This window comes from Pseudoalteromonas sp. CnMc7-15 (assembly GCF_022347925.1).
Taxonomy (GTDB): domain Bacteria; phylum Pseudomonadota; class Gammaproteobacteria; order Enterobacterales; family Alteromonadaceae; genus Pseudoalteromonas; species Pseudoalteromonas ruthenica.
The window spans coordinates 212,091-237,302 of sequence record NZ_JAKRFT010000001.1 but is presented as its reverse complement, the minus strand read 5'-3'; the positions used below and the strand labels follow the sequence as shown (position 1 = coordinate 237,302).

General features: G+C 48.6%; 24 protein-coding genes. 15 read left to right on the top strand and 9 right to left on the bottom strand.

Features of this window, described 5'->3' with window-relative positions:
- Positions 1–5: 5 nt before the first annotated feature.
- Positions 6–323, bottom strand: coding sequence for an ATP-dependent Clp protease adapter ClpS (gene clpS / locus MHM95_RS01075; protein ID WP_026110999.1), 318 nt, complete (start codon positions 321–323; stop codon positions 6–8).
- 200 nt (positions 324–523) lie between these two features.
- Between clpS and cspD the strand changes: the two genes are divergently transcribed.
- From cspD to MHM95_RS01030, 9 genes are all read left to right on the top strand, one after another.
- On the top strand, positions 524–745 hold the full coding sequence (cspD, locus tag MHM95_RS01070) for a cold shock domain-containing protein CspD (protein ID WP_022944168.1): 222 nt from the start codon (positions 524–526) through the stop codon (positions 743–745).
- Positions 746–1,049: 304 nt separating this feature from the next.
- Entirely contained in the window at positions 1,050–3,272 is a 2,223-nt protein-coding gene (locus MHM95_RS01065; RefSeq protein WP_239383966.1) for an NADP-dependent isocitrate dehydrogenase, read from the top strand.
- A 64-nt stretch (positions 3,273–3,336) separates the two neighbouring features.
- Positions 3,337–3,972 (top strand): pseudouridine synthase, encoded by a 636-nt coding sequence (locus MHM95_RS01060; protein WP_239383965.1) that lies wholly within the window; start codon positions 3,337–3,339, stop codon positions 3,970–3,972.
- Positions 3,965–4,408, top strand: coding sequence for an NUDIX hydrolase (locus MHM95_RS01055; RefSeq protein WP_151172810.1), 444 nt, complete (start codon positions 3,965–3,967; stop codon positions 4,406–4,408). Before MHM95_RS01060 ends, MHM95_RS01055 begins: the two co-directional genes overlap by 8 nt.
- A gap of 83 nt (positions 4,409–4,491) precedes the next feature.
- Positions 4,492–5,592, top strand: coding sequence for a tRNA 2-thiouridine(34) synthase MnmA (gene mnmA / locus MHM95_RS01050; protein ID WP_022944164.1), 1,101 nt, complete (start codon positions 4,492–4,494; stop codon positions 5,590–5,592).
- A 1-nt stretch (position 5,593) separates the two neighbouring features.
- Positions 5,594–6,196: a high frequency lysogenization protein HflD gene (hflD, locus tag MHM95_RS01045; RefSeq protein ID WP_239383964.1), complete on the top strand. Its 603-nt coding sequence runs from the start codon at positions 5,594–5,596 to the stop codon at positions 6,194–6,196.
- A gap of 67 nt (positions 6,197–6,263) precedes the next feature.
- The gene (gene purB, locus MHM95_RS01040) at positions 6,264–7,631 is read left to right on the top strand and encodes an adenylosuccinate lyase (RefSeq protein WP_239383963.1); all 1,368 of its coding nucleotides are present in this window, start codon (positions 6,264–6,266) and stop codon (positions 7,629–7,631) included.
- Between the two features lie 65 nt (positions 7,632–7,696).
- Positions 7,697–8,839, top strand: a complete 1,143-nt coding sequence (locus tag MHM95_RS01035) for a cupin domain-containing protein (RefSeq protein ID WP_239383962.1) — start codon at positions 7,697–7,699, stop codon at positions 8,837–8,839.
- Positions 8,840–8,847: 8 nt separating this feature from the next.
- The gene (locus MHM95_RS01030) at positions 8,848–9,306 is read left to right on the top strand and encodes a GNAT family N-acetyltransferase (protein ID WP_022944160.1); all 459 of its coding nucleotides are present in this window, start codon (positions 8,848–8,850) and stop codon (positions 9,304–9,306) included.
- Here MHM95_RS01030 and MHM95_RS01025 read toward each other — a convergent pair.
- From MHM95_RS01025 to MHM95_RS01005, 5 genes are all read right to left on the bottom strand, one after another.
- On the bottom strand, positions 9,290–9,712 hold the full coding sequence (locus MHM95_RS01025) for a DUF4826 family protein (protein ID WP_022944159.1): 423 nt from the start codon (positions 9,710–9,712) through the stop codon (positions 9,290–9,292). The genes MHM95_RS01030 and MHM95_RS01025 overlap by 17 nt on opposite strands.
- Positions 9,713–9,795: 83 nt before the next feature.
- Positions 9,796–11,037, bottom strand: coding sequence for a lipoprotein-releasing ABC transporter permease subunit (locus tag MHM95_RS01020; RefSeq protein ID WP_239383961.1), 1,242 nt, complete (start codon positions 11,035–11,037; stop codon positions 9,796–9,798).
- Complete coding sequence (gene lolD / locus MHM95_RS01015) at positions 11,034–11,732, bottom strand: lipoprotein-releasing ABC transporter ATP-binding protein LolD (RefSeq protein ID WP_239383960.1); 699 nt, start codon at positions 11,730–11,732, stop codon at positions 11,034–11,036. Before lolD ends, MHM95_RS01020 begins: the two co-directional genes overlap by 4 nt.
- A complete protein-coding gene (locus MHM95_RS01010; protein WP_239383959.1) occupies positions 11,725–12,933 on the bottom strand; it encodes a lipoprotein-releasing ABC transporter permease subunit in 1,209 nt (402 codons plus the stop codon). Before MHM95_RS01010 ends, lolD begins: the two co-directional genes overlap by 8 nt.
- Before the next feature lie 101 nt (positions 12,934–13,034).
- Positions 13,035–13,928 carry a LysR substrate-binding domain-containing protein gene (locus tag MHM95_RS01005; RefSeq protein WP_239384273.1) on the bottom strand — a complete coding sequence of 298 codons (894 nt, stop codon included), beginning with the start codon at positions 13,926–13,928 and terminating at the stop codon, positions 13,035–13,037.
- A gap of 89 nt (positions 13,929–14,017) precedes the next feature.
- Here MHM95_RS01005 and MHM95_RS01000 point away from each other — a divergent pair, with 89 nt between their 5' ends.
- Together MHM95_RS01000 and fghA are read left to right on the top strand one after the other, a co-directional pair.
- Positions 14,018–15,145, top strand: a complete 1,128-nt coding sequence (locus tag MHM95_RS01000; RefSeq protein ID WP_053911303.1) for an S-(hydroxymethyl)glutathione dehydrogenase/class III alcohol dehydrogenase — start codon at positions 14,018–14,020, stop codon at positions 15,143–15,145.
- 8 nt (positions 15,146–15,153) lie between these two features.
- The gene (gene fghA / locus MHM95_RS00995) at positions 15,154–16,002 is read left to right on the top strand and encodes an S-formylglutathione hydrolase (RefSeq protein ID WP_239383958.1); all 849 of its coding nucleotides are present in this window, start codon (positions 15,154–15,156) and stop codon (positions 16,000–16,002) included.
- 23 nt (positions 16,003–16,025) lie between these two features.
- Here the strand turns inward: fghA and MHM95_RS00990 are convergent, their stop codons facing one another.
- Together MHM95_RS00990 and MHM95_RS00985 are read right to left on the bottom strand one after the other, a co-directional pair.
- Positions 16,026–17,543 (bottom strand): BCCT family transporter, encoded by a 1,518-nt coding sequence (locus tag MHM95_RS00990; RefSeq protein ID WP_239383957.1) that lies wholly within the window; start codon positions 17,541–17,543, stop codon positions 16,026–16,028.
- Between the two features lie 162 nt (positions 17,544–17,705).
- On the bottom strand, positions 17,706–19,598 hold the full coding sequence (locus MHM95_RS00985; protein ID WP_239383956.1) for a beta-ketoacyl synthase: 1,893 nt from the start codon (positions 19,596–19,598) through the stop codon (positions 17,706–17,708).
- Between the two features lie 122 nt (positions 19,599–19,720).
- On the opposite strand from MHM95_RS00985, the gene MHM95_RS00980 reads away from it, so the two are divergent.
- Complete coding sequence (locus MHM95_RS00980) at positions 19,721–20,716, top strand: helix-turn-helix domain-containing protein (RefSeq protein ID WP_239383955.1); 996 nt, start codon at positions 19,721–19,723, stop codon at positions 20,714–20,716.
- Positions 20,717–20,723: 7 nt separating this feature from the next.
- Here the strand turns inward: MHM95_RS00980 and msrA are convergent, their stop codons facing one another.
- Positions 20,724–21,950, bottom strand: a complete 1,227-nt coding sequence (gene msrA, locus MHM95_RS00975) for a peptide-methionine (S)-S-oxide reductase MsrA (protein WP_239384272.1) — start codon at positions 21,948–21,950, stop codon at positions 20,724–20,726.
- Positions 21,951–22,154: 204 nt separating this feature from the next.
- Between msrA and MHM95_RS00970 the strand changes: the two genes are divergently transcribed.
- From MHM95_RS00970 to MHM95_RS00960, 3 genes are all read left to right on the top strand, one after another.
- Complete coding sequence (locus MHM95_RS00970) at positions 22,155–23,456, top strand: MFS transporter (RefSeq protein WP_239383954.1); 1,302 nt, start codon at positions 22,155–22,157, stop codon at positions 23,454–23,456.
- Between the two features lie 78 nt (positions 23,457–23,534).
- The gene (pxpB, locus tag MHM95_RS00965; RefSeq protein ID WP_239383953.1) at positions 23,535–24,203 is read left to right on the top strand and encodes a 5-oxoprolinase subunit PxpB; all 669 of its coding nucleotides are present in this window, start codon (positions 23,535–23,537) and stop codon (positions 24,201–24,203) included.
- Positions 24,196–25,137, top strand: coding sequence for a biotin-dependent carboxyltransferase family protein (locus MHM95_RS00960; protein ID WP_239383952.1), 942 nt, complete (start codon positions 24,196–24,198; stop codon positions 25,135–25,137). Before pxpB ends, MHM95_RS00960 begins: the two co-directional genes overlap by 8 nt.
- Positions 25,138–25,212 lie beyond the last annotated feature (75 nt).

The window sequence follows — 25,212 nt, the reverse complement described above, 5'->3', positions numbered from 1 at the left end:
AACTTTTATTCCTGCTCACAACTGCAAAGCAGTGGATGCTCATGGTCACGGGCGTAGCGGTTAACCTGCTCTGTTTTGGTATGGGCAATATCTGCAGGGTAGATACCGCAAACCGCTTTACCCTCGTGATGGACCTTGAGCATCACGTCTGTTGCTCTTTCGCTATCCATATTGAAAAACGTTACTAATACTTCAATAACGAAGTCCATGGGCGTGTAGTCGTCGTTATTTAAGATTACCTTAAACTTACGCGGTGGCTGCAGCTTCTGCTTTTGCTCTTCACGACTACGCTCTACAACACCTGAATCTTTCATTCCACTCATATCTAAATATAGTCTTGTCTCTAGATCTCAAGCAAACCTGAAATCAAAAATAAATAAACTGTTAAAAAAATGCACAAAAAACTTGACTGAATGACCAAATAAACTACAGTCAAACGTGGACTGGCTATTCATTCGCCAGTCTAACAAACTATCAGGTTTAGATTAACTAAATTAGTCAACTTATAGAAGGATGTAGAAGTATGGCTTGTGGAAAAGTCAAATGGTTCAACAACGCCAAAGGGTTCGGTTTTATCCAAGAAGATGGTAGCGAAGAAGATATCTTTGCCCACTATTCCACTATTCAGATGGACGGATATAAAACACTGAAAGCTGGCCAAGATGTTACGTTTGAACTGCAACAAGGGCCTAAAGGCCTGCACGCAACCAATATTGCACCAACTGATGGCTCTGAACCGCTTTAATGCGGAAAGACCTAAGTGCTTTTGAGGCGTACGCAGACATTCAACAGTACATCGAAGAGCGGGCTTTGCAGTATTTCGGCTCGCTTTGATTTTCCCCCTGACCCCTCCCTCATTTTTATTTACCGTAAAATTCGTTCATTTGTGTAAACATTACTTGAATTTTTTCTAATCGCCCTAACGTCTAGGTGAATGGAGCTTTTCTGTTTAGCTTGTTACACTGCCATACAGTAACAGCACGAGTTGGCCGCGCTAAACTAGACTTTAAAAGCGGTCGATACGATACAACGATAAATTAGGACACAAAATGACCTCGAAAATCATTTATACAAAAACTGATGAGGCGCCAGCCCTGGCTACCTACTCACTCCTACCTGTTATTGAAGCCTATTCCAAAGCTGCGGGCGTTGAGGTAGAAACCCGTGATATCTCGCTAGCCGGGCGCATCATTGCGCTATTCCCCGATTTCCTAAACGAAGATCAGCGCATTGGCGATGCACTTGCCGAATTAGGTGAGTTGGCAAAAACACCTGAAGCAAACATTATCAAACTGCCTAACATCAGTGCCTCAATTCCACAGCTGAAAGCGGCTATTAAAGAGTTACAAGCGCAGGGTTATGCCCTTCCAGATTACCCAGATGAGCCAAAGAACGAGCAAGAACAAGACGTTAAAGCACGTTATGACAAAGTAAAAGGCAGTGCGGTAAACCCTGTATTACGTGAAGGTAACTCAGATCGTCGTGCGCCTTCTTCAGTAAAAGCGTACGCTCGCAAAAACCCACATTCAATGGGCGCATGGAGCAAAGATTCACAGTCACGTGTCGCGTCAATGCAAGACGGCGATTTCTTCGGCTCCGAGCAGTCAGTAACTGTTGATAAAGCCACTAGCGTGCGTATTGAGCATGTTGACGATGCAGGTAACACCACCGTATTGAAGCCAGAAGTAAAATTACTTGATGGCGAAATTATTGATGGCTCACGCATGAGCGCAGCAAAGTTACAGGCCTTTATTGGCGAGCAAATTGATGCCGCTAAAGAGCAAGGCGTGTTGTTCTCGCTGCACATGAAAGCCACTATGATGAAAGTGTCTGACCCAATTATCTTCGGCCACGCGGTCAAGGTGTTCTACAAAGACGTTTTCGACAAGCACGGTGAGCTCTTCAATGAGTTAGGCGTAGACGTCAAAAACGGTATTGGCGATGTGTATGCGCGTATCGAAAACCTTGATGAAGCCAAGCGCAAAGAAATCGAAGCGGACATTATGGCCGTGTATGACAAGCGTCCACGCGTAGCCATGGTTGACTCAGACCGAGGTATCACCAACTTACATGTACCTAGCGATGTGATCATTGACGCGTCAATGCCAGCCGCTATTCGTTCATCAGGCCAAATGTGGAATGCCGATGGCCAGTTGCAAGACGCCGCATTTGTTATCCCAGATCGCAGCTACTCTGGCGTATACGATGCAACCGTTGAGTTTTGTAAAAAGCACGGCGCATTTGACCCAAGCACCATGGGCAGCGTGCCTAACGTCGGCTTGATGGCGCAAAAAGCGGAAGAGTATGGCTCACACGACAAAACGTTTGAGATCAAATCAGCCGGTAAAGTACGCGTTGTCGATGCGAACGGTCACACCTTAATCGAGCACGATGTTGAAGCCGGTGATATTTGGCGTATGTGTCAGGTTAAAGACGCGCCTATCCAAGACTGGGTTAAACTAGCAGTGAACCGTTCACGCGCATCGAACACCCCTGCGGTATTCTGGTTGAATGAAAACCGCGCCCATGACGCCGAGCTAATCAAAAAGGTGAACACCTATTTACCTCAGCACGATACTGACGGCCTAGATATTCGTATCATGGACCCAGTCGCGGCAACGCAGTTCTCATTAGAGCGTATCAAAGACGGTAAAGACACCATTTCCGTTACCGGTAACGTATTGCGTGACTACCTAACTGACCTATTCCCGATTCTAGAGTTGGGAACCAGTGCTAAAATGCTGTCTATCGTTCCATTAATGAATGGTGGTGGCCTGTTTGAAACTGGCGCCGGCGGTAGTGCACCTAAGCACGTGCAGCAATTCCAAAAAGAAAACCACTTACGTTGGGATTCTTTAGGTGAATTCCTTGCGCTGGCGGCATCATACGAGCACCTAAGCGGTCGCTTTGACAATGCCAAGGCACAAGTGCTCGCCGATACGTTAGATGCAGCAACAGCGAAGTTCTTAGATGAAAACAAATCACCGTCTCGTAAAGTGGGTGAAATCGATAACCGTGGTAGCCACTTCTACCTAACGCTGTTCTGGGCCGAAGCGCTTGCAGCTCAAGATGACGATGCTGATCTAAAAGCACGTTTCACAGAAATTGCAGGTGAGTTGCGTAGCAACGAGCAGAAGATTATGGATGAGCTTAACGGTGCCCAAGGTAAAGCCATGGACATTGGTGGTTATTACCAGCCAAATGAACAACTTGCCTTCGGCGCGATGCGTCCAAGCGAGACATTTAACGCGATTCTAGCTAAACTTAAGTAATCGCCATTAATGCATTGGAAGGCACCCATAATGGGTGCCTTTTTTATTGGAAAAACTAACATTGATGAAACAACCACGTGGATTTAAAAGCGCAAGCGGACATGCGCGCACGCGCCCAAAAAAAGCCAGTAAGCCCCCGTTGCCGAAAGAGCAAGTAAAAGTCGTGCTGTTTAATAAGCCTTTCGATGTGCTGAGCCAATTCACCGACGCTGAAAAACGGCAAACCCTGGCGGATTTTATTCCAATTAAACATGTGTATGCCGCTGGTCGTCTAGATAGAGACTCTGAAGGCCTGCTACTGCTTACTAACTGCGGTAAGTTACAACATCAACTGGCCAATCCGAAAAAAAACACCTTTAAAACCTATTGGGCCCAAGTCGAAGGCGTAGTCAGTAAAGAAGCGCTCGAGGCACTACGAACCGGGGTCGAATTAAAAGATGGTCTGACCCGCCCTGCCAAGGTAAGTGTGATTGCCGAGCCACCTCACCTTTGGCCTCGTAACCCGCCTATTCGTGAGCGCAAAAGTGTGCCCACTACCTGGCTGCAAATTGCTATCAGTGAAGGGCGTAACCGCCAAGTAAGGCGCATGACCGCCCATGTGGGCCACCCCACCCTTAGGTTGGTAAGAGCCAGCATAGGTGAGTATCAATTGGGTGAGTTACAACCCGGCCAGTATCAGGAACTGCGCCCTTATGCATAAGCCAAATGTCACGGTCGCCATGGTCGTAAAGTGCGCAGAGCGCTATTTACTGGTAGAAGAGCGCGATAAAAGCACCGGCCAGCGTGTATTGAATCAACCAGCGGGCCATTTGGAAGCGAACGAAAGCTTAATTGCAGCAGCGCAGCGCGAGTTATTGGAAGAAACAGGGCTCAACCTCGCGCCGCAAGGCCTAGTGGGTATTTACAGTTTACAAGCGCGCAATGGCACCCATTATTTGCGATTTTGCTTTTTTGCTGAGCTCGATGAAGCAAGTGAAACCGCTCCCCAAGATAGCGATATTATTGCCTGCCACTGGCTGAACAAAGCGCAAATCAAGGAGCAGCCATTGCGTTCGAGCATCGTGTTAACATGCATTGATGACGCCCAAAACCGCCCTATTTTACCCTTAGAATATCTGCGTCATTGTCAAGACTAAGCGCGCAGCAGTACTTCAAGCCCTTATGTAAGCGTGGTATAATCCGCGCCTTAGTAGCAACGTGATAGTTATTTTCAGTTTTTATGACCGATAACAGCCAAATAAAAGTCATCGTCGGCATGTCCGGCGGTGTAGATTCCTCCGTCTCAGCATACCTGTTAAAAGAGCAAGGCTACCAAGTGGAAGGCTTGTTTATGAAAAACTGGGAAGAAGACGACAATGACGAATATTGTGCAGCCGCCGAAGATTTAAAAGATGCGGAAATGGTATGTGAAAAGCTGGGAATTGAGCTGCATACGGTCAACTTCGCTGCCGAATACTGGGATAACGTGTTTGAGTACTTCTTAGCCGAATACAAGGCAGGACGTACCCCGAACCCAGATATCATGTGTAATAAAGAAATCAAATTTAAAGCCTTTTTAGAATTTGCTGCAGAAGCCTTAGGCGCCGACTATATAGCCACAGGTCACTATGTGCGCCGTGAGCAACGCGGTGATAAGTTTGTTATGCTGCGCGGCGAAGACGACAATAAAGACCAAAGCTACTTTTTGTATACTTTGAGTCATGAACATATCGCGCAAACCCTCTTCCCGGTCGGTGATATTCCCAAGCCACAAGTGCGTGCTATCGCTGAGCAACAAGGCCTAGTCACCCATGATAAAAAAGACAGCACTGGTATTTGCTTCATCGGCGAGCGCAAATTTAAAGACTTTCTACAGCGTTACTTGCCCGCCCAACCCGGTAACATTGAAGACACCGAAGGTGAAGTTGTCGGCGAGCATGAAGGGTTGATGTATCACACCCTAGGACAACGTAAAGGTTTGCATATAGGCGGTTTAAAAGAAGGTTCAGGTGAGCCTTGGTATGTGGTTGATAAAGACATTGAGCGCAACGTGCTTATCGTTGGCCAAGGCAAAAATCATCCACGGCTATTTAGTAATGGCTTAAACGCCAATCAACTGCATTGGGTTGATCGCATCGGGCCTAAGGGCACGTGCCGACTTACGGTAAAAACCCGCTATCGCCAACAAGATATCCCCTGCACCGTGGTCGCTGGTGAAGACGGCGTCGCACGCGTGCTTTTTGATGAGCCGCAAAAAGCGGTAACACCCGGTCAATCGGCGGTCTTTTATGACGGAGATGTGTGCCTAGGTGGCGGCATTATCGACTCGGTGATTAAATAATATGAATGCCAATCAGATCATGGCCCTAGCCGCTATGTGCCAAGTGGCCATTCAAGTACAAAAGCTCGCGAAGTATGGCCAAGCCCAGCAAAGTGATATCGAACCCCTGCTCAATTCGCTGGTAGTTACCGACCCGGATAACGTCGAAGATGTATACGGCTCTCGTCGCGAGCTATACAGCGGCTACCGCGCCCTGGTGGCGCAGCTAAGTGCCGGCACCGAGAAAAACGTCGAACTCGTAAAATATGTCGGTGGCTTAATTCAGCTCGAGCGCATCTTAGCTTCCAAGCCCGAGGCATTGGATAAATTGGGTAGTGAAATTCAAACCACTAAAAATAAGCTGACTCACTTAGAGCTAATGGATGAGTCCATTATTGCCGCTTTTGCCGAGACATATGCGACGGTAATAAGCCCCCTTGGGCAACGTATTCAAGTATTTGGTCAGCCTCAACTACTCAAACAAAGCAGCATCCAAAACCGTATTCGCGCCCTGCTATTAGCCGGTATTCGCGCGGCGGTGTTATGGCGCCAGTTAGGCGGTAAACGGCGGCATTTTATTTTTGCCAAGCGCAAGATGTTGGCATTGGCCAAAGAACAACTTTAAACCCCAGCGCCGCCCCGGTGGCGTACACATAGACATTATCGTTCAAACGTAAAACTTAGGAGTTAATATGGAGCTTTCAGCGTTAACCGCGATCTCTCCGGTAGATGGGCGCTACGGTAGCAAGACCAGCGAATTACGTAGCATTTTTAGTGAATACGGCCTGATAAAATACCGCGTACAGGTAGAAGTACGTTGGTTACAAGCTCTTGCTGCTGCCGAGCAGATCACTGAAGTTCCGGCTTTAAGTAGCGAAGCCAATGCACTCCTCGATGGCATTGTAGCCAATTTCAATGAGCAAGACGCACAGCTTGTGAAAGATATCGAGCGCACCACCAACCATGATGTTAAAGCCGTTGAATATTTACTAAAAGAAAAAGTGGCTGATAACGCTGAGCTTAACGCCATCAACGAGTTCATCCACTTCGCCTGCACCTCGGAAGACATTAACAACCTATCTCATGGTTTAATGCTGCGTGAAGCCCGCGATACCGTGTTACTCCCTTACATGGATCAACTGCTTGAGGCTATTAAAGCCAAAGCGGTTGAGTACAAATCGGTGGCGATGATGACCCGTACTCACGGTCAGCCTGCTTCGCCTTCGACCATGGGTAAAGAGTTTGCCAATGTTTATATGCGCTTAAAACGCCAACGTGATCAGGTTGCGAGCATTGAATTGCTTGGCAAGATCAATGGCGCAGTCGGTAACTATAACGCTCACTTAAGTGCTTACCCTGATTACGATTGGCACAGCCACGCCGAGCGTTTTGTTACAAGCCTAGGCCTAAGCTGGAATGCCTTTACAACACAAATCGAACCGCATGACTATATTGCCGAGCTGTTTGATGCCGTTGCCCGCTTCAACACCATTATCATCGACTTTGACCGTGATGTGTGGGGTTATATTGCTCTAAACCACTTTAAGCAAAAGACCATTGCCGGCGAGATTGGCTCATCAACCATGCCGCATAAAGTGAACCCGATTGATTTTGAAAACTCCGAAGGTAACCTTGGCATCGCCAACGCGATTTTCGCCCACCTAGCGCAAAAACTACCAATTTCTCGTTGGCAGCGTGACCTCACCGACTCAACCGTATTACGTAACTTGGGTGTGGGCATGGGTTATACCTTGATTGCCTACCAAGCAACGTTAAAAGGTGTAAGCAAGCTAGAAGTGAACGAAGAGCGCCTATTGGCCGAGCTTGACCAAAACTGGGAGCTGCTTGCTGAGCCGATTCAAACCGTAATGCGTAAATACGGTATTGAAAAACCGTATGAAAAGCTTAAAGAGCTGACTCGAGGTAAACGTGTAGACCAAGCCGCTATGGCCGAGTTTATCGATACCCTAGCGTTACCTGAGCAAATCAAAGCGCAGCTAAAAGAATTAACACCGGCAAATTATATTGGCCGTGCCGTTGAATTTGTAGATAACCTATAAGTTCATCGACAGTGATAACATAAAAGCGAAAGGGCTGCCCTTTCGCTTTTTTATTGGGAGAAACTATGTATAGCTTAACAATCAATGAGCTGACTCAAGAACAGTTTTTGCAGCACTATTGGCAAAAGAAGCCCCTGCTGATAAAAGCGGGCTTTACTGATTTCAATGACCCACTCTCGCCCGAAGAGCTTGCCGGGCTTGCTATGGAAGAAGGGATTGAATCACGGATTGTCACCAATGATGGCAGTTGGCAATGTCTAAATGGTCCTTTTGAAGACTTTAGCGCCCTTGGCGAGTCTGACTCAACCTTGCTAGTGCAGGCGGTGGACCATTGGCATCCTGAGGCAAGTCAATTACTGGAACCATTTCGATTTATCCCGAACTGGCGTATTGATGATTTAATGGTTAGTTACTCCACCCCAGGCGGCGGCGTTGGTCCGCATTTAGATCAGTATGATGTGTTCATTATTCAAGGGCAAGGGCAGCGCCATTGGCGCGTTGGCGAAGTAAATAAGAACCTACGTCAATTCAGTGCTAATAAGGGATTATTACAAGTCGACCCCTTTGAGGCCGTTATTGATGTGCAACTAGAGCCTGGCGATATTCTCTATATTCCCCCGAATGCACCGCACGAAGGCTATGCCGTGGCCCCCTCACTGAACTACTCGGTGGGCTTTCGCGCTCCCAACCAAGTTGATTTAATGAGTGCCTTTGCCGATCACCTTATCGATCACGACCTCGGTCAACATCGCTATGGCGACCCAGAACTGGCAATTCGTAGCAGCCAAGGCCAACTTCAAACACACGAGCTCGACACCCTACGCGCGCTAATGCATCAGGTAATCGATGACGATAAGGTGTTTTTGCGCTTTATTGGCGAAACGTTGAGCCAACCTAAACATGACAAAGACTTACTCCCTGTTGAACCCGCCATGTGTGCAGATACTATTTGTGACTATGTGAGCGATTATCCGCATTTGTACAAGGCAGGAGGCTTACGAGCCCTATACATTACTCGCGATAACGCGGTGATATTATTTGTCGAGGGACACAGCTTTTCCCTACCAATTGAGCATCTTGGCGTTATACAAGCCTTGTGTGATCAGCAAAGCATTTGCACATCCGAACTTGAGCCTGCGTTAAATTGTTTACTTTTTCGACAAACCTTGTCTACACTGATCAATGAGGGATACTGGTACAGTGAATAGGAGGGTATATGTCCTATCAGATCCACCAAGTCGACTGGGGATCACAAGACAACCCAATAAGGCAAATTCGCGAAAGGGTTTTTGTGTGTGAGCTGAATATACCAAAGGCCATCGAGTTTGATGGCCGCGATACAACCGCCCTGCACTTTATTGCCTATGCAGATAACGGCGAACCCGTTGCCACTGCGCGGCTATGTAAAGATGGCTTACTTGGCCGAATAGCTGTGCTCCCGCCCCATCGAAACCGAGGCATTTACTCGCAAATGCTCACTTTCATACTGAGCAACGCGGCCAGTAATGGCTTAGAATCGATATGCATTAACTGCTTACTCGATGAAGTCGAGCGCTTTAAGAACAAGGGTTTCTCGCCGTGTGGGTGCGTGTTTATGGAGGCGGGCATTCCAAGGCAACGCCTGCAATGCCCTATTGCACAATGTGACTCAAGCCCCTTTACGATGGTTCATTAACCCATAACGCGTCTTTGTCACACAGCTCATACAAGCCGTGAGCGCGCTTGATTAGCAGTTGTGCAAAGTCGTGTTGGGTTTTATCTAAGTTTTGGCTATTGAGTAGCTGCTCAGCTTGCATTTGCCACTGCAACGAGAAATAGCGCATTGCCTCACGTGCGTTGGTCGCTGCTGTAACCTCAACATGATCAGCAGGCAAACGCCCTGTGATCACCCAATAAGTTTTGCCGTTTTGCGCTCTAAATTTCCACACTGCACACAAAGGGGCGAGGAATCGACTGTCTTTGTCGACAACCGATTTAGGCATAATGCCCTTCTCTGCTAAGTGCTTTTGCGCACTTTGGAAACAGTGGCGTTGGAATTCGCGAATCTCTTGTTCTTTTTGCTGTTCTTGTTGTTCTGACATGTTACTACTTTTTTATCTGTTAACGCTGGCTTCACTTTACGAATTACCACAGCGTGTTGCAAGAGCTACGACGGATTTTGCCGTTAATTGCCAAGTACTTTTGCCGGGTCCACTTTACTGGCCTGCCAAGCTGGGTATATAGAGGCTAAAACAGTGATGACTAGGGCAATCACAGCAATAGCAACAATATCTTGCCAATGGATTTGCGAAGGTAAAAAGTCGATAAAGTAGACCCCAGCCAGCTTGTTCTCACCGATAAAGGCACTCCACCAAGCAAAAAGTTCGGTGATGTTCATGGCTAACAGTACGCCGATAACAATACCTACTATAATCGCGAACAGCGCTGACACCACACCTTGCAGTAAAAATGCATGCATAATCACAAAGTCACTGGCCCCCATGGTGCGCAATATAGCGATGGCGCTTTGTTTTTCTTTTACTTCCATAAATAGCGACGAAACGATATTAAAGCTCGCCACCGCGATGATCAGAAAGACACTTAAATACACAATAGTGCGAACCATTTGAATGTCCGCATAGAGGCTGCCTTGGGTTCTTATCCAGCTATTGACGTACACATAATCACTGAGTGTACGGCCTATGGCCATTGCCTGAGTTTGCGCGGCAAAGACATCATGCAGTGTTACTCTTAGCCCTGTGACCTGATGGTCAGCCATTGAAAAAGCCGATTGCAACCTAGACATAGGCAGGTAAATCAACTGCTTATCAAGCGGTCCATGGCTGTTTAGCATGGCCACCACCCGACCTTGTATGCGGATCGGTGCAGACAGTCCTTTGCTTTTATTCGTCACATCACTCATTAGCAAAGTGATATCATCACCAATATTAACCGCCAGTTGTTTTGCTAGCTGCTGGCCGATAATAAGCTCATTGCCTGTGAGCTGTGCTAAAGGTTTACCATCAATAAACTCATCGGCGATTGATACTTGGCTTTCAAACTCCGGCACAATCCCCCGAAGCTGAGCGGCGGCAAGTTCACCTCGATATTGCGCCATAGCATTGGCAGCAACAAAAGGCGCCGCGCTGGCTACCGCATCCTGCTCTGCCAGTTGCTGGCGTTTCGCTTGCCAGTTATCAATAGGGGTATCAGCGGCGACATACTCTACATGGGGCACCAAGGCTAGCAGCCGCTCTACCAACTGCTGCTGAAACCCATTAACCACCGAGAGCGCTAATATCAGTACCGCCACACCGAGGATAATGCCAAGACTGGAGCTTTTCGCCATAAAGCCCATAAATCCTGAGTGATGCTGAGATTTACGAAACCGCCGCGCAAGTTGGTAGCTTAGCTGTAGGGCATTCATTGTGCTGTGCCCACCACAGGTTCATGAAGCACCCCTTCATCAAGTTCCACCTGGCGACTCAACTTCCCTGCTAACTCCAAATCATGGGTTACCACCACAAAGCTGGTTCCTAAATCTTGTTGTAACTGAGCAATAAGTTCATAAATACGCTGGGCATTATGTTTGTCTAAATTACCTGTGGGCTCATCGGCCAAGACTAAAGCAGGCTCGTTAACGATGGCCCGAGCAATAGCAACTCGTTGGCGCTCTCCGCCGGATAGCTTGGCAGGCTTATGGCTCAAGCGGTGTGAGAGCCCTACGCGCTCAAGCATGGCTGCTGCCTTTTGCTGGGCTTGTTTAGCGTTGACCCCAGCGATAAGCAGTGGCATAGCGACATTTTCTAGTGCGGTAAACTCCATTAATAGGTGATGAAACTGATAAATAAAACCGAGGTGCTTGTTACGAAATTGGGCCTGTTGCTTACGGCTAAGCGCCGCAACATCGGTATCACAAATACGTAATTGGCCGCTACTTGGTACATCTAAGGTGCCAAGAATATGCAGCAAAGTGCTTTTTCCAGACCCAGAGGCGCCAACAATGGCAACACTTTCGCCGCGCTCTAAAGATAAATCGATGCCTTTTAAAACAGTAATCTCTTCTGCTGCATCGGCATATGTTTTGATTAGGCTTTCACAGCGTAATACTGCATTACTCATATCGTAGAACCTCTGCCGGGCGGACCTGCGCCGCTTTTTTTGCTGGGTATAGCGTTGCTAAAAAGCTCATAAAAATTGCTCCGGCAACAATCGCTAATAAATTAATAGAGGATACCACCACGGGCAGCTCCTGCTGCCCTAGAAGCTGGATTCCTATACTCGCTAAAAGGGTATTCAAATTGCTCACCACCAACAGTGCCAATACAGCGCCGATAATGCTACCCACTACACCATTGTACATACCCTGAACCATAAACACGCGAGCCACTTGGCGGTAGTTAAGCCCTAATGTTTGCAAAATAGCGACTTCACCTTGTTTTTCTCGCACCATCATGGTCAACGACGAAACAATGTTAAATACCGCCACCAATATAATCAGTCCTAGCAGTAGGCTCATGATACGCTTTTCCATTGCCACCGCTGAAAACAGGCTTCCCTGACTTTGCCGCCAATCGGTTATGCCTTCACGCTGGCCGATGGGAAGTTTACGTAGCACCTCATCTACTAAGAAAGGGTCCTTGAGCATCACTTCTAATGGCGCGTGCGCTTGCTCTCGGATGCGCATCACGCGTTGTAATGATTCGCCGGAGGTGAACAAGGTATGCATATCAAGCTCCGATCCAGTGCGATAGATAGCGTTAATGGTAAACAATCGCTGTGCGGGAATACGCCCCATAGGGGTATAGGTCGAGACACTGGGAATGGTCACACGCAACGTGTCTCCCAAGCCGACCTGCAAAGAACGAGCAAGGTAACGGCTAATGGCGATGGTGTAGCGCTGGGCAAAAACCTGCCTACTATCGCCTACTTCAACATGTTCAGTGACATGCTCAGGAAGCGCTTCATAGGGGGCTTGCAGCAATACACCTTGGATATCGGCGCCGCTTTGCACAATCGCCTGCGCTTGATGGTAACGGTTGATAGCTTTGACCTCAGGCATTTGCTGCAACCTTGTCTGCAGTGCTTGTTGCTGCGCTTCACTGCGTTGCTGCATATCGATTTGCAGATGAGGGATCATCGATAACATTGAGCGTTTGAGGTTGTTTTCAAAGCCATCCATCACCGACATAACCGTAAACAAGGCGGTGATCCCTAAGGCGATGCCAGCGATGGAGAAAAACGACACAAAAGACACAAAGGCACTGCCTTTGGAGAGTCGCGAATATCGCAGGCCAATAAATAAACTGACAGGCTTATACATCAACAGGTTAACAGTCCAATTGCAAAGCGATGATGCTAACACAGGGGCCAGCGAATAGGTATCCCAACGCGCCCATCACCTGTGTTTACACAGAGCTAGGCTTAACAATTAGGCTTGAGCGTTTCACTGAGGTGATCGGCAAAGTAATCTAGCAAGGTTTTGGTGGCATTCGCCAAGTAAAGGTTAGCCGGGGTGACGGCCCAAATGGGCTCTTTGCGTATCGCAAATGGTTGCAATACCTCATGCAAACGCCCCTGTTGTAAATCGCTACGCACGTAGTAATCAGGCAGTTGCACCAATCCTAGTCCTTGCTTGGCGGCATCCGCTAGTGCCCAACCGCTATTACAGCGCAGCCGGGTTTTACTGATTTTCACATGGCGCACCCGTTGTTGCTCAGCAAAACGCCAATAATCCGAATGACCAACTAGGCAATGATGATAGTTGAGTTCGCTTAAAGCATAAGGCTCTCCCTGCTGCTCAAGGTATGAAGGTGCGCCACAAACCACCACAGCGCGGGCACCAATGCGCCGTGCGGTGAGGTTGGAGTCAGCCAGTTCACCGATACGAATGGCCAAGTCGATATGTTCTGATATCAAATCTAGAGATTGGTTACTGAGCATCATATTGACGCTCACTTTAGGGTATTTAGCCATAAAGCGATGCACCAAGGGCATAATAAATTGCTCACCAAACATCACCGGTGCGGTAATTTTAAGTTGCCCACTGGGCTGCGCTTGTTGCTCTTTGAGAGCCCACTCCCCTTGCTCCAGTACCGCTTGCGCCTTTTTAGCATGATGCAACAACAGCTCACCTTGCTGCGTTAGCACCACTTTACGTGTGCTGCGGATAAACAGCTGAGTATTGTAGTACTCCTCCAAAGCGCTTACCGAGCGGCTTATATGCGCCACGGATGTGCCTAGTTGTTTGGCTGCTTGAGTGAAAGAAGCCGCTTGCGCAGCAGCGACAAACTCGACCATACCTTGCCAGCGCATTATTACCTCTGTGTAAAAGTATATTAATCTGGGCCAAAAAGTATCATATTGTGTAATAATTTCACCACTTTTACATAAACGGGAACACAAAAATGGCCGAATTTATTAAATCAAAAGCTGCTGTAGCCTGGGGTCCAAAGCAACCACTTAAAATTGAAGAAGTGGATGTCATGATGCCTAAGGCCGGTGAGGTGCTGGTTAAAGTCCATGCATCTGGCGTATGCCACACTGACGCATTCACTCTTTCTGGTGAAGATCCAGAAGGCATATTCCCTGCCATTTTGGGCCATGAAGGAGGCGGTGTTGTTGAAGCCGTCGGCGAAGGAGTCACTAGTGTGGCGGTAGGCGATCATGTTATTCCACTTTATACGCCAGAGTGTGGTGAGTGTAAATTCTGTACTTCTGGCAAAACCAACCTATGTCAGAAAATTCGCGAAACCCAAGGTAAAGGCCTGATGCCAGATGGCACCACACGCTTTTATAAAGACGGTGAGCCAATTTATCACTACATGGGCACCTCTACCTTTTCGGAGTACACGGTCCTACCGGAAATCTCATTAGCAAAAGTGAATAAAGAAGCGCCTTTGGAAGAAGTGTGTTTACTTGGTTGCGGCGTCACCACCGGGATGGGTGCGGTGCTCAATACTGCAAAAGTACAGCCGGGTGATACCGTCGCTATTTTTGGTCTCGGTGGCATTGGCTTGTCAGCCATCATTGGCGCGAAAATGGCCGGTGCAAGCCGTATTATCGGCATTGATATCAACGAGAGCAAGTTCGCCCTGGCAGAAAAACTGGGGGCCACTGACTTGGTTAATTCCAATGATTACGACAAGCCTATCCAAGAGGTCATTGTCGAGATGACCGACGGCGGCGTTGATTTCTCGTTTGAGTGTATTGGTAACGTCAATGTTATGCGCAGTGCTCTAGAGTGCTGTCATAAAGGCTGGGGTGAGTCCGTAGTCATTGGTGTTGCCGGTGCTGGACAAGAGATTTCTACCCGTCCTTTCCAATTGGTTACCGGTCGTGTATGGCGCGGTAGTGCCTTTGGTGGCGTTAAGGGACGCTCAGAGTTACCAGAAATTGTAGAGCGTTACCTAAACAACGAATTTGCTCTTAATGATTTCATAACTCACACCATGGGCCTTGAGGATATCAACGAGGCGTTTGATCTGATGCATCAAGGCAAGAGCATTCGCAGCGTCATCCATTTTGATAAGTAGAGGGTACTATGAGCCTTGAACTGATCTCAAAGAACAAGGTTCACGGCGGTTGGCATAAACGCTACCGCCATGAATCTGCCGTCAACAACTGCACGATGACGTTCGCTATCTATTTACCACCCGGGGTGGATGAAAGTCAGCGCGCGCCGGTGCTGTATTGGCTTTCCGGCTTAACCTGCAACGATGAGAATTTTATGCAAAAAGCAGCAGCATTCAAAAGTGCTGCTGAGCTTGGTCTTATTATCGTTGCCGCTGATACCAGCCCTCGTGGCGAACAAGTTGCGGACGATAAAGAAGGTGCCTATGATTTCGGCCTGGGTGCTGGGTTTTACGTTAATGCCACGCAAGCACCCTATGATCAGCACTACCAGATGTATGATTATATCAATGAGGAACTACCGGCGCTTATTAACGAGCATTTCCCGGTCAGTGGTAAGCAAAGCATCAGCGGCCACTCCATGGGCGGTCACGGCGCGTTGGTATTAGGGCTGCGTAATAGCGATAAGTTTGCCAGTATCAGTGCCTTTGCACCGATAGCGAGCCCCACTCGGTGTCCTTGGGGTGAAAAAGCCTTAGCCGGCTATTTGGGCAATGATAAGCAGACATGGCGCGAATATGACAGTAGCTTACTACTGGCAGAGACTAACGCCGAGCAGTGTCCCCCGCTCCTGATCAGTCAGGGGTTGGCTGACGATTTCCTGCAACAGCAGCTTAAACCTGAGCTGCTACAAGCAAGCGCTGATGAAGCGGGCATTGCGCTTATTCTCGAGCAACATCCCGGTTACGATCATAGCTACTTCTTTATTAGCAGCTTTATTGATCAACATTTGCGTTTTCACGCCAAGCACTTAGCTTAATCCCAACCCCCTCCTGAGTGTCATTACTCGGGAGGGTGTTGCTGCGAGTCGTCAAGCAGCTCTTGGGTAAATGCGCGAATAAACCCCACAAGTTGCACAATAAAGATCAGTAAAAAAGGAATACCACCAATCACCGCAATATTGCGGTTAAGCGGTTCATCGGCAATAAGCAGCAATGCGAGGCTTATCACCGCCATCGCTGATGACCATAAAATGAGTGAGGCGCGCGAGTGCACGCTTTCACAGAGCTGGCGGATCACCAGCAGCGCAGAATCGGCACTGGTGGCCACAAACACCATGAGTAATAACAAACTGAGCCACGCCAATAGTTCGCCAACACCACCGAGTTGCGAGAAGAAAATAAACACACCTTGAGTGTAATCGGCGCTGATCACGGCAGCTAAATCCGCTTGGGTCTGGCTATCCAATGCCAGTGCTGAGCCCCCTAATACGCTGAACCACACTAAGCTGACCATAGTTGGGATAATAGTCACACCGAGAATGTATTGCCATAGCGGTCGACCTCGAGATATACGCGCTAAAAACAGCCCTACAAAGGGCCCCCACGCCAACCACCAAAAATAGTAATTATAGGTCCAGGTTGAGGCCCAATCAGCATCTTTTAATTGCGAGTCAAACTGCCATGCACCTGAAACCACCAGCAGCAGGTACTCTTTTAGACCATTCCACAAAGTGCTCAAAATAGGCGTTAGCGGCACCGTCAATATCACCAACGCCATCATAATAAACGCTAGATAGACATTGAACTTACTGAGCACCTGAATACCACGGCGCAGCCCAAAGCGAGCTGAAGTAACATACAACGCGGTGATCGCGAGCAGCATTAAGGCACCGACCCAATGTGCGTTTAAACTCAAGCCGTAATGCTCAAGTTTAATGGTGACGCCATTTTTCAATAACATACTGGCATTGGCAATGGTGCCCACCACGCCAAAAAAGATGGCGATAATGGCAACAAAGTAAATAACTCGTTTGATGCGAACTTTATGCTTTACTCCTAAGGAGCCCGGCAACGCGTGTAATACCGGAGCACTGAGATCATCCGCGTTTTTTATCGCCCGCGTAACACCGCCGAGCATCAAACCAAATACCGCGTAAAGTGCCCATGCATGAAAGCCCCAATTCAGCATAGTTAAGGCCATACTGGCGGCGACTGGCTCGGGATACATGCTGTGCTTAAGAGGCATTTGATGGCTGTGCAATACCGGCTCAGCGACGCCCCAAAACACCAACCCCGAGCCCATACCTGCGGCAAACAGCATGGCCAACCAGCCGAAAGTGGAAAACTCTTTTTGGGCATCAGCCCCACCCATTTTTCTTCCCGCCAAGGGACTAAAGCACAACATCAACAAAGCGAGCAGGAGCGCGTTTACAAACAGGAAAAAGCCGCTGCCCAAGTAGGCAATAGCTGTTTGAATGGCAGGTTGAATTAACGTTTTTAGGCCCTGGGGCCATAACGCGGTGATCGCCGCAATAGCGACACACACCACCAGCGCTTTACGTTCTAGGGAGTTTTTCACTACGCACCGAGCAATAAAGACAAACGCGTATTTTAGCTACAGGCTGCGCCCGAGGCAATTGCTTTACCGTGATAAAGCAGGCCACCTGAGTGACCTGCTGGTTTATTGCGCAAATCTCCAAGGATTATGGCAGCAGCCCATAATCAATGAACAATGGTTGCGCTATTTCATATCTGCAAAAGGGTTCTCAATGTTAAGTTTCACCGAGTTTGTAAACCCGGGAATGCGCATTTGCTGCTGATCAAAGTGAATATCAGCCTCATCGATTAGGCCTTCACCAAAGCGATAGATGATGTTGAATTCACCTTGCTGTGCTTGTTGCCAGTAAATTTGCTGCTGATCAAGGGTACTTTGCAAGCGCTTGTGGTGTTCGCTCATCGCCTGCTCTCCATGACGTTTAGCCAACATCTTTTTGGTCAATTCGGGGCTTAGCACGGGCGCAGTAGCGTTGTTACCACCAAAGCCCTTCGAGTTAATAAAGGCAACGTCCTGCGCCTCACAGTGACGATGGGTCAAACTGATATGTAAGCGGTCATCGTGCACATCATCAGCCACTTTATCGATGGTCGTGATCCCCGGCATGATGTTGGTATCAAACACCCCCAATGCAAAGGCGAGCTGATCGCCACTGGCTGGCGCGATGGTATGGCCCACATAGGCTTTCGGGGCTACGATAGGCCATTGCTCAATACCATAGGCGCTGGCAATACGGTCGTAAATAGCAGACTCAGTGACGCGATTTTGCGGCGTACTTGAGCCATGCGCCAATACAAAGCTGCGCTGTGTTAAAGATTCATCGCCGACCATGGCTTGGGCTAAGGCCACAGATTTGGCCATGGTGATGTAATTACCCGGCCCTGGCGCAGTTATTGACTTTTTATACCCATCGGCATTTACAAATACCTCTGGCACACTGCCACGTATTTGCGCACCCAGCTCTAAGGCTAGGGCGTCATCCATAAGAATGGTGACTTGTGCCCCCTCACCTATGGTGAAACCGCAGTTGTCACCAAACGGGCGGGAAGTACGGCGATAATCGACTTCATCGGTGTTATCAAGCTTTTTCAAATTATCATCGTTGGCCAACGCACCCATATTCCCGAAGCCTTCAATAATCTCCGGCTCGATGGCACACTCACTTGAAGCAACAATGGCCACGCGCGTACGCCCAGCGGTAATATCATTCACCGCAGCGCGCAGATTATATAAAAACGTGGCACAGGCACCCGATGTGGTAAACGTCGTGCCGACACTGCCGGTTACGTAGGCATTGATAAAATCCGTCGACATGGTGTTTAAACCAAGCGCTAACTGCTTAGTACTGACGCGATCACCTTGTAAACGGGAACGAAATAGACCGCCTAAGCCTTCGCTATTGACCTGCCCCGCTACCGAGGCGCTGTAAGTACCAATTTGATCGGGCGCTACAGCACTCATTACTTTTTGCCAATCAAGGCCACTGGAATGGATAGCATCACTGGCTGCAAAAATTGTCGCTTGCAGCCCCCGAGGCTGATAACGGCTATTATATAACACCGACGGGTCAAAGCCCGTTGGCAATTGCCCCGCCGCTTTAATCGGGTTATCTCGGAAACTATCATGTTTAAAGGTAAATTCGCCGTTGATACGTACTTCAACTTGGCCTTTATCTAGCTCAGTTATTTGCCAGTTACTAGGCACTGGCGAAGGTAATTGTCGTGCTCGCGTGGTAAAGGTGATCGCTTGTTCGCTGTGGCCAGTTAACTTTTGCTGCCAGTGAGTCGCACCCACATCAAAGTGCGTCGCCTCAATGCGGCGAATTAGCGTACCCGATAAAATTTGTTCGCCAAGCTGGCTCTCAACATTGTCAAGAGTAATGGTATTTCCATCGCCATCAACTAATTGCTCTTCTTGCTTACTCACCAAATTCATAAGCGCAGCAAGACCAAGTAAGGTTTCTTGGCGCTGTTGCTGCCCTAAAGCATCGAGTACAACACGACGAAACCCTTGGTTAAACGAAGTACGGCCAGCGGCATTGATGCCACCCATAGCGACAATGACAGGTAATGCTTTCATAATAACTCTAAGACGTTAAGACTTTATATGCCTCTAGTGTAAGTGGAACTACACCAAGCCTTTGTGCTTTAATGGCCATATATTTATTAAAAATAGCCAAATTAAAGTGGTCGGAGCTTTGTATGTCCCCTTACAACGTCATGATTGCCCTGTATCCGCATATGCTGGCCACCAGCTTAACTTTGCCGTTTGAGATGCTTCAGGCTGGCTACGCCTATGCTAAGCGCCATGTGCCAAATTGTCGGGCACTGAGTATTGAGCTGCTTAGCCATAACCAAGAGCCGGTTACCGCACACAGCGGATTGCCGTTTTTTCCAGGCCGTAACTATGATGATATTTCGCATTGTGATTTATTGATTTTACCGAGCCTGTGGCGCAACCCCAGACCAGTATTGCGCCAACAAAATGCATTGGTAACGGCATTACGGGCGATGAACTGCAAGCACACAGCCATGATAGGGGTGGGTACTGGCAATTGCTTTTTAGCAGAGGCTGGGTTGCTGGATGGTCACCCTGCCACCACGCACTGGCATTATGCTGCGCAGTTCAAACGTGACTACCCCAAGGTTGATCTAAAACCGGAATACTTCATCACCCAAGCCGAAGGGCTATACAGTGTTGCCAGCCTTAACGCGCTCGCAGATGTGATTGTTCATCTATTAGAAAGCCTCTACGGTCGCGCATGTGCTTTACATGTGCAGCGTAACTTCTCACATGAGGTCCGTAAGCCCTATGAACAGCAGCGTTATCTAGAGGGGATGAATGAACGCCATCCTGATGAGCTGATAGCGCAAATCCAGTTTTGGATGAAAAATAACTTAAGCGCTGAGCTGAGTATTACTGGACTTGCAAGCTCCTTTGATATTTCTCAGCGTAGCCTCACCCGGCGTTTTAAACAGGCCGCAGGCCTCAGCCCCAACCAATATTGGCGTAAACTGAAAATTCAAAGCGCTCAAGAGCTGCTCGCCAGCTCGAACTTAACGATTAACGACATCGCAATGGAGTTAGGCTTTAGTAATCAAGCCCTTCTTAATCGCCTATTTCGTCAAGAGCTGGGGCAAAGCCCCAGTGAGTATCGAGCCTTGGTGCGCAAAAAGCTGTTCGACAGCAGTGGCTGAGATATTGTTACGAACGCCCGTTAAATTCATCCCGAGGCAAAAACTCTAACACCGTCGCATTGATACAATAGCGCGCCTTGCCACCAGGCCCCTCATTGGGAAACACATGACCCAGATGAATGCCCGACGACTTGGAGCGGATCTCAATGCGCTGCATACCGAAGCTGTTGTCTTGATGACGAGTCACTTGCCCTGCCACCGGCTGAGTGAAAGACAACCAACCGGTGCCGGAATTGAAGCGGTCGCGAGTATCGAACAGTGGTGCCCCTGATAGTTTATCAACAAACACTCCGTCCGGCGTGTTTTTGAACACCTCATATTGCTTACAAAATCGGCTGTCCGTCCCTTTGGCGAATGCTACCCGGTATGCTTCTGAATCACCCAGTTTAAAGGCGCCGAGAGCTTTGTAGAATAGCTCAGGTGGCATATAACCTTGGTGCGCAGCTACTTCTTGGCCATTTTCTATAAATAAAATGGTGGGGGTGGCGTAAGTCTCAGAAGTAATTGTAAGGTCTTGAAGCTGCGAAGCGTAACGTAAATGTACGTCAATCGTGCCCTGATAACTTGCCAACACCTCTTGTTTAAACTTTTCACAATAAGGGCAATAGTTTGGTGAGTCTAAAACGACAATGTGTTTGCCCTCAAGCAGCGGAGTGTTGTCTTGGTGGTCTGTCTCCTTGGCGTTAAACACCACGCCGGTAGAGTGATCCGGACAGTATCCATTGGGATTCTTACGCAAGTAGTCTTGATGATAGCGCTCAGCCATATGGAATTTATCGAGCGGTTTGATGAGCGTAGCTATCTTACCGTAACCCGCGTCGCTCAATAATGCTTGGTATTGTGCTTTTACTCGCTGCGCAAGTTCAGTTTGTTCGTTGCTGTAAGTGAGTATGGTCGAGCGATATTGCGTACCTCGGTCATTCCCTTGGCGATTGACTTGGGTGGGGTCATGTTGCTCAAAATAAAACCGTAAAATACGCTCTAATGAGATGGCATTGGCATTGAAGGTCACCCTCACCACCTCAGCGTAGTTATTCTCATCATAGCGCCGCTTAGCAGCAATGATATTTTTGTATGTCGGTTTGAAACCACGCCCATCGGCATAGCCTGACTGAGCATCGAGCACTCCAGGGAGAGCTTCAAAGCGTTTTTCAACCCCCCAGAAGCACCCAGCTCCGAGCACGACGCGTTCTTTCGCGACACTCATTTGTGCGTCATTGTTGTCTGCGCCCATGGCTGCTGTGCTGGTAACGAGAAAAATAAGAAGAAAAAACAACTTGTTAAACATGCTAGCCTCATTAAACTAAATGATCATAGAAGCCCTGTAAGTACGTAGAGTGAATACAACGGTACCGCCAGACCTATGCTATTGCTTTACGCAGTAGCGTGTCTTTTAGTTGACCGTTCACACCAATAAATTTATTCATTGAGTACACGCATGAAAAACAAACTGACCAAAGAAGCCATATATGAACGCCTCGCCAACGTCGAAGATGCACGCGCTTGTAAAGCCATCGACGAAAATGCCTGCAAAGTGGTGCCCGGCAATTACTTAACCTTGCTACTGGCACAAATTCTCAGCAAGTTTGCTGATGCGCTGCTCAACCCTAAAGTCACCCTGCCTTGGTTGATGCAAAGTTTACAGGTTCCCAGTGCACTGATCGCGTGGCTGGTGCCTATTCGCGAGTCTGGCTCATTATTACCGCAATTAGCAATTGCCGACTTTATTCGTACTTTAGCGGTGCGCAAGTGGGTGTGGGTGCTAGGTGCCATAGTGCAAAGTCTTTGTATATTTGCCATGGTCGTAGTGGGGTTAACCTTGCAAGGCACCACAGCGGGGCTTGCTATCATCGCTTTGCTGGTGGTGTTTTCCTTAGCGCGCGGGTTTAACTCCGTCGCTGCGAAAGATGTACTGGGCAAGGTCATCCCCAAGCAGCAACGGGGCAGTTTATCGGGTTTTGCGGCAAGTGCAGCTGGGCTTGCGACCATTACCTTTGGCCTTGGTTTATGGTTTTATCAACAACAAGGGGATAAATCAGCGGTACTTATTGCCTTAACCTGCGGTGCCCTTGTATGGCTAATGGCCGCCCTCACCTATGGTCGTATTCGTGAATACAGCGGCGCTACAGAAGGAGGTCGAAATGGCCTTCGCCATGCGCTGGGCAAGCTCACTTTACTTAAGACTGACAAACAATTTGCGCACTTTGTGCTAACCCGAGCATTGCTATTGTGTTCAGCATTAAGCGCCCCTTTTTATATTGTGTTGGCCAGTGAACAACAGTTCGACTTTTCATTACTCGCTTTATTTATGGGAATTTCCGGCGTCTCCAGCTTAATCTCTGCACCGATTTGGGGGCGTCTCAGTGATTTATCCAGTAAGCATGTGCTCGTCTTAGGCGCCACTTTAGTTAGCATCAATGGTTTTACCGTTTATCTGGTCGCGACCTATTACCCTAGTTTGTTGAGTCATATTGCCTTTTTGCCAGCAATGTATCTGGTATTAACTATTGCCCACCAAGGCGTGCGTTTAGGACGCAAAACCTACGTGGTTGATATGGCAGAGGGCAATAAACGGACAGATTATGTGGCGGTAAGCAATACGGTTATAGGGGTCTGTTTATTGGCGTTTGGCAGTTTGGGCTTGTTAAGCCACTGGCTCAACAATGCTGAACTCATTTTAATTTACAGCATTCTCGGCATTGCAGGGGCTATTAGCGCTTTGATGTTGCCACGGGTTTAACTTTATCGCACGCGGTACTTAATTATCCGCATTTATGCTAATTTGCTAGCACAATAACAACAACTCAGTGAGGAGTTTATGGCCACAGCGAGACCTGATCCGCGCTTTTATCATATTGATACCCATACCTTGGTACTCGATTGCAGTGCCATAGACAGCATTGAGCATCAACACAAGCAGCGCATGGTCAATCACTTGGCCAACACATATATAAATCAAGGTGGTTGTATTGATGTGGTCAGCGCCCATCAATGTTTGACTCTGTATTGCGCTCACGGCACTGATGTTGTGCAGTTGCAGCAGCAATTACTAACAGCGTGGCATCAGCTTGACGAAACAACGCTCAGTCACGCACACCACGACATTCCTGTGCACTATGGGGGCGAATACGGTATTGATTTAGAAGCCGTAGCTGAGGCCAGCAAGATGAGTGTTAAGGAAGTCATAGAGCTACACAGTAGCGCCTTGTACGAGGTCGATTTTCTTGGCTTTCAACCTGGCTTCGCTTATATCAGTGGGCTCCCCAAAGCGCTGCATTTACCGCGCCTAGACACGCCCCGTACCGAAGTGAAAAAAGGCACCGTCGCCATCGCTCACGATAAAACCGCCATTTATCCTGCTCAATCCCCAGGGGGATGGAACCTGATTGGCTACACTGATCTGTGTTTATTCGACAAACATAATACCCCCCCTGCTTTATTTGCACCCGGTGATACTATTCGCTTTGTGGAGGTAAACCATGATTGAAGTGATAAAAAGCGGCCCACAGTTAAGTATTCAGGATTTGGGGCGATTCAATTATCGCCATTTGGGTGTATCGCAAGCAGGCGCTGCCGACAGTGATGCCCTGCGTATTGCCAACCGATTAGTGGGGAACCCAGATAATACGCCAGCGCTTGAAGTGACCTTGGGCATGGCGCAGCTAAAATTTTGCAGTAGCCAGTGCTTTTCACTCAGTGGCGCCGACATGAGTGCTAATCTCAATGGTGCTCGAGTTGACCCAGGCTGGAGTTATCAAGCGCAGCCTGGTGACATACTGACTTTCGCTTCCAGCGCACTGAACCTGCGCTGTTACCTTGCCTTTGCCGGAGGCATTGCCGCCACGGCAGAACTGGGTAGCTACAGCACCGATATCATGGCCGGTTTGGGCGCCAATCACGGTCGTGCACTCAGTGCGGGTGAGCGAATAGCCATCCACCCTAGCAACTTTCACCCGCAGGGTTTTGGGGCCCGCTTACCGACCCGCCAAGGGCCTATTCATTTTATCCCGGAACAACGCGATCATGGTTTAACCGCATCAATCAAAAGCGCTTTTATTGAAGGCCAATGGCAAGTTGCACCGCAAAGTAACCGCATGGGATTGCGACTGCATTGGCCACAGCATGAGCGCCTGAGCCACTACCTCGGGATCGCCAGCACAGCGGTGAGCCCCGGCACCATCCAATTACCTGGCAATGGCGAGCCCATTGTGTTGCTTAATGATTGTCAGACAACGGGCGGCTACCCTATTCTCGGTCACGTGATCAGTGCAGACTTGCCCCGCTTAGGGCAGGCTCGCGCCGGCGGCGAGTTGCAGTTCGAGGCCGTGAGCCTAGCACAAGCAGAAGCGATAAATGCAGCCCACCAGCATGAACTTAACCGCCTTGAGATTGCCATGCGGGGGCGCCAACACGCTCGCTAAGGTATCGCGCTTTGGTTTTCGACAAAGTGCACCCCTCATCCTAGCTAAGGCGCACCACCTTGGTGCGTCGCAATT